Raw genomic sequence first — 12,232 nt, 5'->3', positions numbered from 1 at the left:
CGATGTACATATCAGCGAACCGAAGCGGATAGAAATACTGGCGTCCGAAAATCAAAGAATCGATGGTCATCTGGAAGGCTATTTTTAGCCACCAGTACTTATTTCACGCTCGTCACTGATCTCCTGCTGGCGCTCCTGCGCCCTAAGCATTGCATCGGCGAATTTCTCTTCCAGAGCCTCTTTGGTATAGCTTCCTGCAACCGCTTCAGCCAACTTGTCTCGGTACAAGCCAAAATGACGCGCCAACTTATCCAGACTATCGGCCTGGCTATGCGTCAGGATCTCAAGCCCGTCTTTCGTTTGCTTTACACCGGCAAACAGTGGAAGATTCTCGGGGCTAAGTTTTCGGGTATCTGCAAAGAATAGGCTTCCGACACCTTCGCCCCAACACTCGGGACAATCAGGATGTGGGTCGAGCGTACCGTTGAAGCCAAGTCCACCTTTATTGTCCCAATCCAATGCATCCAACTTCTTTGCAATGCGGCTCCAGTTCTCATCATCATGAATGACCTTTGCGTCCTCCATCTCAGCGGGGGTGTACTGGTATCGATGGTTTGCGCCATGGCAGTAGCGGCAAGCAACTCGACGGTGTTGTGTCAAGCTGTTTGGATCGATCTGCGATATCGTGACCCAATTCTGAATGATCTTGTCACCGTCAAAAATACCTTGTTCGATGCGGTCGTTCATGATCGCGTCGAAAGCATGTTTTACACTAACATTTGCTAACAGGCGTACCGACTGCTCATTGGCAGTTTTCACGCTATATCCAGATCGAATCGCTGCCTGAGTCCCGTTTAAATCCTTGGAATATTCCACGACAAAAAGCTTTATGCGGGGCGTCAGGTTAAATCCATTAACTATTTCTTGTGCGCGAGTCAGGCGAACTTGCAAGGGGTTCGGCTCAGTCTTTAATGGTTGCACAAGTGGTTGCTGTTGCAGGAGTTCACCAACCTTCTTAGGTGGTTTTTTCGGTTGCCCGCCCTTAGTCCAACCCTGCTTTAATGCGGTTTTATTGATAGCCTGGCGACTCACGCCCATTTCGTTAGCGAGCCTTATAAACTTTAGCGAAGGATCACCTTCCCATCGAGTGCGTGCGTCAATCCATTGTTGTTTGGTTAAGCGTTCCATACCATCTCCCATATCTGATACGGTTATTATTCATCACTCACGGCCTATCCAAATAAGCGGTTTGCCAATCGTTCCGGTCGTCCGATAATTAAGCGCGGCTCTGAAGAGGCAAAAGATAGACGAGTAAAAGATCAAAGCAGTTTTGCTGACATCTTTTTAGATGGTTATGGATGGCAACCATCAGGCGACCTATCGGCCTGACCTCAGTATGGTCAGAATGAGGGGGTCACCTTTTCTTTATAGCGGCGCAATATCCCGCCCTCATTGAGGGACGGGACAAAGCTGGCAATGCTAAGCCTTTGCCATTAACGTTGATGACGATATCGTAATCTCATGGCCATGAAGTTTGACTTAATCCATTTTCAACGCAAGATCGCTAGCTCGAAGGTTGGTATATCGCTTCAGCATATTGATACTGCTCCATCCGCCAATCTTCATTATTTCTAGGTCGGATAATTTATTTCGCTCGTAAAGACGACTTGTTGCCTCGTGCCTAATGTCATGGAACGAAAAGTCTGTGCAGCCTGCTGCTTCAAAAATACGCCCGAATTGAGCAGATAATTTAGCGGTTACCTTCCTCAATGTTGCTGGCAATTTATCACCATCCCACCACGGAAAAAGGAAACCATTATCAAAGGAGAATTCGCTCATCCCTCGTTCGCCGGATTCGACCTGAGCCATATATCGCTTTAATGCAGTTATTACTGGCGCTGACATGGGTACTTGCCGCCTAGAACCATTTTTTGTTTTTTCAAGCAAGAACCTAAAGTTCGGAATGTCGACTTGTTCGATTGTTAAAGTATACATTTCACGCATACGCATTAAAGAACCCAAACCGATATCGAAAATTGCCTCGAATGCGCCTTGATATCTTAAAGCTAGAGGGCGCTCTCGGCTATGAAGCTTGGCACCCCGCATGATCCATCTTATGTTTACCTCTTCTACATGGGACAGACGACGGTCACGGGACTCATCGTGAAACCGTGCGTTTGGATTCTTAGCTTTCGCAAAATTTTTATCAGTTTCGCTATAGGTCGAATAGCTCTTAGGAAGTTGTCGAATAGGGTTTTCGGCGAGTTGCTTGCGGTTGACCACCCAATCCAGGCAGCGGGCTAATGCGCCGACATAGTGGCGAATAGTGCTTGGTTTTAAATTTTCTTCCCGCTTCATTTTCGCCACCCAAGTAACACCATAATCATAGGTGACATCGCCAAGCCGATCTCTGCCCCTTCGCTTCACGATTACCGCAAGTATGAGACTGTCCGATATAGGCACCGCGTTATCGATTTCGTACTGCTCGACTGCGCCGGCTATTGTCACCATGCGCGGACGTTGATGTTTCAAAGGTACATTGCCAGCACGTATATTTGCTTCCAGTTCAGCCACATAGGCATCGCCTTCAGCCTCATCTACAAAAGAAAGAGAAATTGTCCTAGGTAGCAATTTATTTCTTACAATAAATTCCCAAGTACCAGATGCGCGTCTACGTTTCGATGCCATGTTCACTCCCTCAAATTTAAGAAAACTGAGAGAATAATAACCGTTATTTTCTTTAGTCATTTATGGCTATTTTCGCTCATGTATGACTATTTATAAAATCCCTAAATGATTCATATATATATATAAATATTGCACCATATAAGGAATATCGGTAATATTTAATTCTTTAAGAACGGAAGGTAGAAGTTCATGACATCTGAAGACTTTAAAGTAGCCTTAACTGACCTCGAATGGAGTTCAGCGGATTTTTGCCGTATGGCGGGAGTTGGGCGGACAACCCCAAGTCGTTGGCTGCACGGGATTGTCCCTATTCCGACGTGGGTGGGGAAATTTCTGGGGCTAACCATTGAATTAAAGCGGTTGCATGACATGTATGTCCTTCCTAAAAAAGGGAAGTAATTCAGAATCAGTGACTACGTTCACGGTCACGCGTACGATTGCCGTATGCAATAATCACCCAATCAAGTTCAGAAGTATGCCGTTAATCTCGTCTTGGTCCATTCGGTCAGATACAGATATATAGCGGAACACGGCGATTGCTTCGTCTTTTGTTTTGGCACGAATGCGCGCAAGGCAACGGAATACAAAATCGTCACGTGACGATGCTTCGGGGATTAGGTCGCCATAACCGCCAACAGCATGGCGCAATCTGTACAGACGTTCCCAATAGGTTAGCTCATGTAGGCAGTCGCTCAGTGTGCGTGGTACCAGGTCAATGCGCGCCGCAAATCTCTTGTCTGCATCTTCCTTATCGAAGATCCATATAGTTCCGCGATTTAGTCCATAGAGGGCCTCAATACAAAACAGTTCTGCTGGCGTGTTCGCGTACACGTCATCGCCGAAGCGAGCGCGGGCCTCCTGCTGATTGCTCAGCTTTACGATAGACCGCTTGGCCAGATCATCAAGATCAGCAAAGCCGAACGATGCAAATGCTGCAATAAAGGCTCCGGGATGCTGAGTGACCAAGTGCTTGGTGTAGCGCTTCTCTAATTCGGCAAGCGGCGTTTTGATGCGACTGGCACCAAGCATAGCCTTTTCGATCAATGCAGGCTGTCCGGTGCTAATGACCGAGCGCAGCCACAGCAACGCGTCAACTTCCTTATCGCCGGTAACATCCTCCTGTGGCGGCAATTCTGGGATGGTCAGATCGGTACTGGCGCTGACCTGGATCGGCGGCAGCGTAAACAACTCTCGGTGCTTCGGATTGTCGCGAAACTCTCCAGACCGGGAGCATATTGTTTTCACGGTCCCCAACGGCAAAGCGGTCATTTCAGCCACCTGGCGCAGGGAATGGATACGGCGCATGTCGAGGACTTTACGGCGCAAGTGGTCGGGTAGTTGAATAGCCATATAGTTCTTAGTAAAACAGGAGGTTTCATGGATGCTGTGATGAATCCCCCTGTTTCAATATCCTTTGTTATTTCATGCAGATCAAGTTGCGCCGATGTCATTAAGAGCCTTAACTTTCAAGTATCTCTTGGACCGCTCGCACTTCCTTACACCTTGAAATCATTAGATTCAAGAGCAAACACCGAAGAGAAAAACACCTACAGATGGCAACCTCTAGAACAGGTGCAGTTTCTGCACCACAGATCAAAAACCGGTTTGTCTATGAGCAGAGGTGCAAAAACTGCACCGATGGACCTCATGAAAACATCCCTTGTGGTGCAGTTTCTGCACCTCCTGACGCCTTTTTTTGGTGTTCGAGGTGCAGTTTCTGCACCACAGAATGTAATTTCTGATCCTTGCCTATATTGGCATGGCCCATCTTTACGAAATTTAGGTAAGGAAATTTTGCAGGATCAATATCCATCGATTTTTCAAAATCAAGCTTCCACCAGGTAAAGGCAATCCAATCAGCAGTTCGAGGTGCATGGCCGAGCCGCGCCAACACCACGAACGAGCAGTCGAGCAATGCCCGCTTTGCGGCAATAAGGGTATGCTTCGAGGTCCATCCCGACTTTTCCATGGCGACGAACGATGGACACAACCGTCCGTTATTCTTACCTGTGTATTGACCCATCAAGTCAATGGCAAGTTTTACCGCACTCGGTGGCAGCGCTTGCCACTCAGGTGATTGGATAATGTCCTTCGGGAGCGGAACGAAGCCATACGAAATAGATCCCTTCGTATAGTCACGCTTAGCCATTAATTGCCGCCATTACCCAAATCGTGCTGACAACCGACGACCAAGGCCAAAGAAAATGTTGCAATGAATTTGCGATTGATCATGCTGGACCTCGCGCTAACCCACAAATGACGTCAAGGGATTCAGCAGCCATTTTATTGATTGCATCGGTTGAGGTTCTGGCGCACGAAACAAAACATTCGATAGCAGCGATAGTGTGCATTTCCTCATCGCTCATTCCAAAGCCCGATAAATCAATTCTGTCGACAATTGCCCGCAATAGAATATTGATCTTCAACGCTGCTGCATCTATGTTTTCAGTGAGCGCTTGAACGGTTTCGAGGGAGTCCTGACGGGCTTTGATAATCGATTGTTTGGATTTGGCGCTCATGATGTACTCCCGATCAATGCGGACAGATCAATAGAAACATCGGTAGCAAGCTCATGGCAGTGCGCCAGGGCGTTTCTTTGACTATCGGAGGTTAGCATGTCAAACGCCGATAGAATCGCAGCCATGGCGCTGGATTGCCGTGTCAGACGTTGAATTGTTTGTAAGCGGGATTGGGCGGACGTGGATATGCTGAACATGTTGTGACTTCCTTGGATAGTATTAAATCCGCTCCCCGTTGCAAAGCGGGGTGGGCGACAAAGACAGGTTTGCAAACCGGTATCCAAAGCAACCGGCAGGCCGAAGCCTCCCATCAGTGCCGCCCAATGAAGGGGCAACAAGGGTGTACAGACGTAAAAAAACCGCATTGCGCGGTCTGTCCGCTTTGGATAATTCGGGTTGCAAAGCCCGTTCCCCTTTTTCTCAGGGACACAATTAGTATAGGCCATCATGTTGCCTTTTGTGAAGTATTATTTTCCAAGAGATATACGCCAACACTATGAAATACCCCACTCTCGGTTTGCTCTGGCCGCATGATGGTTTTGATCGCTATCCCAGACTTACGCAGTTGATGAATCCGCGCTCGGGGATCATAACAATCCAGAAAGCGAGAACCTTCGAAAGTCGTCACACTGCCTAATTTCTGCATGGCAGTCATCACTCCGGTGCACTGTGTGCCGCTGGAATTACCGGGTATTGTGCGTAGGATCTCGGTCAGCGTATCGTTACGGGCGGTCATGAGGAAATCCTTACACGGTTGGCGCGTAGTGAGTCAAGATAGGCCGGAAGCGCTGCCTTGCGCTCCGGGTAAGTCCGGCCTCTGGCAATCCATATAGCATTGCGCGCCTCGACCTTTTCCATGCAGTCGAGATCCATTTTTTCCATCTGGTTACGATCAACACACTCAAAGCGTCCGAACATTACCCAGTTCACCAGTTTGGCTTCGTTTGCATAGTGGAAGGCACTTGTTTGCTTTCCGTCGTCCTCTCGAGTTTCCTGCAAAGCCATACTCATCATCTGATAGCCGGTTGAGACCTTATGCCGCGCCTGTGACCAATCGCCGGACTGATTAGCCAACTCGTCCCGCATAGTCAAAAATGCATTAACGAGTCGGACCTGTCCAATGCGAGAGTTCTTGCCGCCGATGAACGGCATTGCGATTAATGCGCCGCGTTCGGTCAACTCGATCATGCGTTGTTTCTTTCCGCGCTCGTCGGTCCATTCTCGCGGCTTAAATTCTAGCCGCGAGATTATGCCTTCCTTGATAAGGCCATCTAGTGATTGAAGTACATTTTTATGGGGACGTCCGAACTCGCGGGAGATTGCTCGCGAGTCAGTTACCGGCTTGCCTTTGGATAGGTGGACGATTGCACTGTGAACTCGCTTACTCACAAAATCTGAACAGGCATTCAAATTTGGTGCGTTAGTCACTTTTGGAAGCTTAGCAATACGGGCAGCCATCATTTGACCTCCACTCTATAGTTAAGCGGGTCAGCAAAGAAGCGGTGAAGATCCTTGTTACTATAGGCCGTGCAGCGAAGGGAAAATTTGATTCCTTGCGGTGCCTTGCCTAAGTTCACGAGTTGGCGGAATTTTTCGCGACTGAAAGGACAGAACTGCTCTATCTGGTTCCATCTGCTCATCCCATGCTCTGGAAGTGTTTTGCCGAGTATTACGGATTGCTCTGCGCGCTGTACCATTGTTTGCCCAATCTTGACAATTGCCGCCTAAGTACAGCGGGTTGGTGCAAGATTAGCTACCAGGAGAAGGCATGTCACCCCACCTACTAGCAGAGTGGCCACTCTGCTAGTACAGTTACTTAATAGATTTCTATGGTAGCCAAGTAACGCGATAAATTTTACGTACGGCGGCGTGCGCTTGCAATTCCAAATGAATATAAATTTAATAGTATTGGGAGATCACGTAAGTACAAAAATATCACTGGTCAGCCACCTTATGCTTTAGTCATATTTTGTTAGTTGCTGCCTTTTATTTCTTTATTCCATTTGCCGATCCAATTTTTTGTAATTGTGCCGTGTGCTACGAGAGGGTTACCGTTTTCGTCCTGATGGTTACTCATCGAGAGTACATCCTCAGCAAAATCATCTGATCCTCCGTAGCGGGTTTTATCGGCCTGCCAGTTGAGCCAATTACAGTAAATCGATTCCTTGACTTTAGCTTGTGCGATTGCTTTCGGTTTTTGTTTACTGATCTTTTTACCTTCGTAGCCATTATTTGCTTTACCAAGAATAATTCCGATATCAAGCACCTTCAGAAGACGTTCTTTTTCTTTTGCAGGAAGATCGTTTATGCGCATTGCGTCAAGACGAACCTTTGCGTTTTTGAGAAGCTCTTTATTTTCATCCATAAGGAAAGAAAGTACATTTTCCTGCTCAGTGGCGAGCGCCATATTTAGAGCAAGTTTATCTTCAAGATCATCCCTCGTGAAGTTGCTTGGCTTAATTTCATTGGCCAGGAGATGGCTCTTAATCTTCGCCACATTGCTCCAAAATGCGTCTGTCATTCTTTTACTTTCTTATGAGGTTTGCTTAAATTTGATACGGTAGCGATTAAGCGATATTCCAGAACTTTAACCTCGGCTAATCACGCCACTTTGAACTGAATAACATTAGCGCTATCCCTCAGTCCATCTAAGTAGTCGGACCATCGTTGCATCATATTTTTACGCGCTGGCAGGTGGGCAGTACGGTTGTACGCACGACCGTTCGGGTCTTTTACTGCGTGTGCTAGCTGGTGTTCAATCAGATCCACGCGTTCGCCCATGACTTCATCCATAATCGTGCGCGCCATTGCCCGGAAACCGTGTGCGGTCATCACCTCTTTGCTGTATCCCATGCTACGCAGCGCTGCGGTTATCGTGTTTTCACTCATGCACCTGGCGCTGGTACGAATGCTTGGAAAAACGAATTTTCTCCCGCCTGTCATTGAATGAACTCCGCGCAAAATCTCCACGGCCTGTACAGATAACGGCACTAGGTGATCTACCCTCATTTTCATTTTTCTGGCAGGGATACGCCACTCTGCCGCGTCAAGATCGATCTCGATCCACTCAGCTGATCTCAGTTCGCCTGGTCGCACGAACAAAAGCGGGGAAAGTTTCAACGCAGCGACGGCGTAAGGGTGGCCGCTATAGGCCTGAATTGAACGCATCAATTCACCGGCCTGCTTCGGCTCAGTAATAGCGGCATAGGGGACTTTGGGTACAACCGACAATGCCCCCCTCAGGTCTGCGGTGACGTCTCGCTCAATGATCCCGACCGCCACGGCGTAACGTAAAATCTGACCACATATTTGTTTTACCCTGTGCGCAGAATCAATAGACCCGCGAGCCTCCATCTTTTGCACTGTTGTCAGAACATTAATAGCCTTGATACTCGATACTGGCATTTCCCCAATAAATGGGAAGACGTCCTTTTTTAACCAGGTCGCTATCTTGCCTTGGGTTGACTCTGCTCTGGTTGGGGCCGTCTTTCCAAGCCAGCTCCAACCCACAAGTTCAAACGTATTTGCCATCGACACAGCTCTTGCTTGCTTGTCATCACGCCTTAGTTGGGCAGGATCTGTTCCAGATGCTCGCAACGCCCTCGCCTCTTCGCGTTTTTTACGCGCTTCCAGCAGGGAGATAGCCGGATATGTTCCAAATGTGAGTCTTGTGTTTTTACCATTGGGCTGGCGATATGCCATACGCCAAGTCTTCGCGCCAGTCGGAGCTACTTCCAGATACATGGCTCCCCCATCGGCAAGCGTATAGGTTTTGTCTCTAGGCTTGGCGTTTCTTATTTGAATGTCAGTAAGCGGCAGGGAAAGTTTAGGCATTTTTTGCATCCACTGGTTTTTTAAAAAAAGTCCATGGAAGCAAGGATGGATGTAAAAAAGGCGGGTGTCAATGGGCAAACTTGGGCGCAATGGGCGTTAAAAAACCCTTAAGTGTTTGATTTCTTAAGGGTTTTTAGGCAAACTTAGTCAAAGTTTGCAATGTACTTGGTGCCCGAGACCGGAATTGAACCGGTACGACGATTAAGTCGAGGGATTTTCTTACCACTTCGGCTTTAGCCGCCAGCGCAAGCGCTGTTCGTGGTCTGGAGCACGCCTTCACCATGGTCTTGCGACTTTAGGTGCTCGCCGTCTGCTCTCTACACCTTCCCTCAAACTTTCGTCGGAGGGCTTGGCTCGGTATTAGCTCGGACTTCCGTCCAGGGCCTTCGCCGAGTTTGACGAGTTTCACCTCAAGAATTTCTTCAAGAGGGCTCAAATTAGTTTAAGTCCCTTGTGTCTACCAATTTCACCACTCGGGCATTGTTAGGACCCGTTTTCTGGATCCTTTCGATGCTTTGCTTTTTTACGTTTCAGCTTAACGTTTGAGCGTGAGTAACGCTTTTTATGCCTAGCGCTTGACTTGCTTCTTAAACAACTGCATTTGATGCGGCTGCTTAACCAGTTTCAGAAAAACACGAAGTCCGCATTTTACCTAACGTTACAGCGATGAGTCAAATTTTCAGAAAACCAAGCCTTTCATCTTCTGATAATGGCAGTTTGCAATTTCATGCAAGCTTGCCTCTAAAAGAGAATCAAAAATGTTAATACATACCCACTCAAGACAGGGCCGAATTCTATCAGGTTCTGGCGATAACGACCATCATGTTGTTACGGAATTCTTATGAATTAGTGGATTGAGCGTAAAGCCAAGGTCAAATTCATCAAAAATGTTTAAAACGCGCTGCATTAAAAACATTTAGGCAAAAAAAAACCCACCAAAATAATTTAGTGGGTTAAATCCAAACCTATGAGGTGTTGGAGGAGACAGATGCACTATATCGCAGTGCAACAAAAATCGTCTGCTTTATTGTGGTGATATCTCATATTCATGTTGCATATAACAAACTTTAATTTGTACTATCATTCACAAGTAGAAGCCTGCAATTCGTCGGCTTCTGGAGTAGAACCAACGCCAGAATCACAACCGTGCATTGTCGTTAGCCGCTTTTACATGAACAGGTTTCCCAATAAGCGACGCCAAAAATCAGCGCTTATCGGCATCCTTTGCAAACGACTACTCCAAGCCAGTGTTCCAAGCATCGGCCCGGCTTGAGCATTGGCGTTCATACCCGTTATTCTCAACGCCACTGGCATTACCTTCACATGAAAGCAAATTCAATGATTGCACTAATGAGCTCACTAAAAAATGATGCGTTCACTTAGGTGCATTGGCAATATCTTGGGCTTTGATACTCCCCAATGGCAGTGAGGTACCGGCTTCATTCGCCACTGCTCGCGCGACAGAGTCATCTAGCGACCCTGCTGGTGCCTCGCCCACATTAATCACTTTGCTTTGGTGAAGGAATGTATAGATGCTATTCAACTGTTTGTGTACGCGCTCGTCGAACACAAATGGTTTTTCATCTCTGATAGGGCTGCCTCCGGCTGCAACAGGAATCGCGCCATAAATTGAAAACCACGCCATCCGTAACGTAATACCCGTCGTTTGCCCTTTGACTATTTCAGCTACCTTTAACTGGTTTTTCGGGTCCAGAATGAAGCGTTGCGCCTCCATTTCCATTTTGACCCAGGCCTTCACGACATCAGGTCGCTGCGTCATGAAATCGTCTCGCATGGCGATATATCCTGAATCAGGAATATCAAACGGATAGCCGGTGATAGCGTATTTTGCGATGCCCTCCCCCACCAGATTACCAATTCTTGAGGCAGTTGGCTCCCACAGTGCAACCGCATCAAGCTTCTTGGCGCGCAGATTGGTACTCAATACCTCAAGCGATTGATTCATTATTGCGTCAGGCTTGATGTGGGTCCTGTCGATCACATTACCCAAAAAACGGTCGGCGCAACTACCCTTTGGGGTGGCAATCGTCTTGCCATCTAACCATTTGATCGCGTCTTGCGATGTCTTGAAATCCGGTGCGTCGGCACGTACCATAATGACGTTGCATCGCTGGCCAGCGGAAAAACCGGTATTGACGACGAGCTTGACCTTCGCTTGTTCAGTTTTGGTAGTCACCAACACCGCTGGCACATCGCCCAAATAGCCAATCTGCTGTTTACCAGCCAACATTTGGTTGACGATAATTGAGCCTTGAAGTCCTGCCTGAAATTCGACCTCACTTCCGGCTGGCAGGAATTTTTTCCACAGCGCTAAGCCTCGGATGACAGCGGCGGAGTAAGAAACAGTGTCATACGGTTGATAGCCCACAACCAGATGCACTGGCTGACCTACCTTGCCGTACCCCTGATCACCGGCGCGCGCGAAGTGTTCGCCCTGCAATAACAAGAGTGACGCCAATAGCGTTTTTTGAGCTGCTCGTGCCCACCATTTTTTTGTGTAAGTCATGACAGTCTCTTTCTAGGATACGATCTTGGAACAACAGGATTAATCAGATTAATGTGGGTTTTTCGTCGTTTTTATATTAGCTCCGCGCAGGTCAACGCGACTTTCACTGGCGATACCTTAAGTACAGCTTTTTCCCCTGTTCAAAACAGATAGTTTAATCAACGCTATTCCGCCCTGATCTGGATTGGTAAATGTCCGAATCGTTGCTTTATAAGTCGATAAAAAGTATCTCCCATCAGCATATTTCGTGCCAGACCACACAAATTGCCGTCCAATACATTGGCCGCAGCGCTGATTGCCGAAAGTATTGTGGACACGGGGCGCACCATTTTTCTACCGCGATAGATAGAGAGAATAGAAAGAATAGGGCGAATTTTTTCTTCGATTTGTTTCATTTCGATACCGCCCCCCGTTTCATTTCGAAACACCGAAACTGTCGCACGCCGCGATTAGATGATCTCCGAACGCGTGATAGCCAATATGCGCTTTGCGGTTGACGCGGGGGATTGTGCTAACGCTACACATGATGATCTCTTGCTTAACCCGCCGTTCATTAAGCGCTCAAACTTCGCGTATCCCTTTGCAATTCAAACATTTCAAATTCAGGAAGGGTCGTCTAACAAATATATGGCAAAGCATCGATCTTTTTAGAATACGTTTTAACTGGATGCAAAAATATCAATATGGTAGGCTGGTACTACACATAAAATAGCCTTTTAGGCAA

The 12,232-nt window shown here is 47.4% G+C and carries 12 protein-coding genes; all 12 read right to left on the bottom strand.

Translation table 11 applies throughout. From position 1 onward, the window contains the following. Nucleotides 1–84: 84 nt before the first annotated feature. The 12 genes from ACXX82_RS19560 to ACXX82_RS19505 all read right to left on the bottom strand — a co-directional run bounded on the left by ACXX82_RS19560 (nt 85) and on the right by ACXX82_RS19505 (nt 11,903). A complete protein-coding gene (locus ACXX82_RS19560) occupies nt 85–1,128 on the bottom strand; it encodes a terminase small subunit (protein WP_458563523.1) in 1,044 nt (347 codons plus the stop codon). Nucleotides 1,129–1,479: 351 nt separating this feature from the next. Next, entirely contained in the window at nt 1,480–2,688 is a 1,209-nt protein-coding gene (locus tag ACXX82_RS19555) for a tyrosine-type recombinase/integrase (protein WP_458563522.1), read from the bottom strand. A gap of 393 nt (nt 2,689–3,081) precedes the next feature. After that, a complete protein-coding gene (locus ACXX82_RS19550; protein ID WP_458563521.1) occupies nt 3,082–3,978 on the bottom strand; it encodes a hypothetical protein in 897 nt (298 codons plus the stop codon). A 295-nt stretch (nt 3,979–4,273) separates the two neighbouring features. Next, nucleotides 4,274–4,777, bottom strand: coding sequence for a hypothetical protein (locus tag ACXX82_RS19545; RefSeq protein WP_458563520.1), 504 nt, complete (start codon nt 4,775–4,777; stop codon nt 4,274–4,276). A 79-nt stretch (nt 4,778–4,856) separates the two neighbouring features. Further along, a complete protein-coding gene (locus ACXX82_RS19540; protein ID WP_458563519.1) occupies nt 4,857–5,147 on the bottom strand; it encodes a hypothetical protein in 291 nt (96 codons plus the stop codon). Continuing rightward, entirely contained in the window at nt 5,144–5,344 is a 201-nt protein-coding gene (locus ACXX82_RS19535) for a hypothetical protein (protein WP_458563518.1), read from the bottom strand. The genes ACXX82_RS19540 and ACXX82_RS19535 overlap by 4 nt, the downstream gene beginning before the upstream one ends. A 248-nt stretch (nt 5,345–5,592) precedes the next feature. Further along, on the bottom strand, nt 5,593–5,883 hold the full coding sequence (locus ACXX82_RS19530; RefSeq protein WP_458563517.1) for a helix-turn-helix domain-containing protein: 291 nt from the start codon (nt 5,881–5,883) through the stop codon (nt 5,593–5,595). Next, nucleotides 5,880–6,608, bottom strand: a complete 729-nt coding sequence (locus tag ACXX82_RS19525; RefSeq protein ID WP_458563516.1) for a Rha family transcriptional regulator — start codon at nt 6,606–6,608, stop codon at nt 5,880–5,882. The genes ACXX82_RS19530 and ACXX82_RS19525 overlap by 4 nt, the downstream gene beginning before the upstream one ends. 511 nt (nt 6,609–7,119) lie before the next feature. Further along, nucleotides 7,120–7,668: a hypothetical protein gene (locus ACXX82_RS19520; protein ID WP_458563515.1), complete on the bottom strand. Its 549-nt coding sequence runs from the start codon at nt 7,666–7,668 to the stop codon at nt 7,120–7,122. Between the two features lie 80 nt (nt 7,669–7,748). Further along, the gene (locus tag ACXX82_RS19515; protein WP_458564030.1) at nt 7,749–8,981 is read right to left on the bottom strand and encodes a tyrosine-type recombinase/integrase; all 1,233 of its coding nucleotides are present in this window, start codon (nt 8,979–8,981) and stop codon (nt 7,749–7,751) included. 1,375 nt (nt 8,982–10,356) lie between these two features. Beyond that, the gene (locus ACXX82_RS19510; protein ID WP_458563514.1) at nt 10,357–11,508 is read right to left on the bottom strand and encodes an ABC transporter substrate-binding protein; all 1,152 of its coding nucleotides are present in this window, start codon (nt 11,506–11,508) and stop codon (nt 10,357–10,359) included. Between the two features lie 164 nt (nt 11,509–11,672). Next, nucleotides 11,673–11,903 carry a hypothetical protein gene (locus tag ACXX82_RS19505; protein ID WP_458563513.1) on the bottom strand — a complete coding sequence of 77 codons (231 nt, stop codon included), beginning with the start codon at nt 11,901–11,903 and terminating at the stop codon, nt 11,673–11,675. Nucleotides 11,904–12,232 lie beyond the last annotated feature (329 nt).

The sequence above is a fragment of the Glaciimonas sp. GNP009 genome (genome assembly GCF_054343755.1).
Note: the sequence above shows the minus strand (reverse complement) of the source record. Positions and strands in the feature narration are given on the sequence as shown.

Bases quoted from the DNA above. Each gene is read 5' to 3' on its own strand.
- ACXX82_RS19560 (WP_458563523.1), bottom strand. From the start codon at position 1,128: ATGGAACGCTTAACCAAACAACAATGGATTGACGCACGCACTCGATGG.
- ACXX82_RS19520 (WP_458563515.1), bottom strand. From the start codon at position 7,668: ATGACAGACGCATTTTGGAGCAATGTGGCGAAGATTAAGAGCCATCTC.
- ACXX82_RS19515 (WP_458564030.1), bottom strand. From the start codon at position 8,981: ATGCCTAAACTTTCCCTGCCGCTTACTGACATTCAAATAAGAAACGCC.
- ACXX82_RS19550 (WP_458563521.1), bottom strand. From the start codon at position 3,978: ATGGCTATTCAACTACCCGACCACTTGCGCCGTAAAGTCCTCGACATG.
- ACXX82_RS19510 (WP_458563514.1), bottom strand. From the start codon at position 11,508: ATGACTTACACAAAAAAATGGTGGGCACGAGCAGCTCAAAAAACGCTA.
- ACXX82_RS19555 (WP_458563522.1), bottom strand. From the start codon at position 2,688: ATGACTAAAGAAAATAACGGTTATTATTCTCTCAGTTTTCTTAAATTT.
- ACXX82_RS19505 (WP_458563513.1), bottom strand. From the start codon at position 11,903: ATGAAACAAATCGAAGAAAAAATTCGCCCTATTCTTTCTATTCTCTCT.
- ACXX82_RS19545 (WP_458563520.1), bottom strand. From the start codon at position 4,777: ATGGCTAAGCGTGACTATACGAAGGGATCTATTTCGTATGGCTTCGTT.
- ACXX82_RS19530 (WP_458563517.1), bottom strand. From the start codon at position 5,883: ATGACCGCCCGTAACGATACGCTGACCGAGATCCTACGCACAATACCC.
- ACXX82_RS19535 (WP_458563518.1), bottom strand. From the start codon at position 5,344: ATGTTCAGCATATCCACGTCCGCCCAATCCCGCTTACAAACAATTCAA.
- ACXX82_RS19540 (WP_458563519.1), bottom strand. From the start codon at position 5,147: ATGAGCGCCAAATCCAAACAATCGATTATCAAAGCCCGTCAGGACTCC.
- ACXX82_RS19525 (WP_458563516.1), bottom strand. From the start codon at position 6,608: ATGATGGCTGCCCGTATTGCTAAGCTTCCAAAAGTGACTAACGCACCA.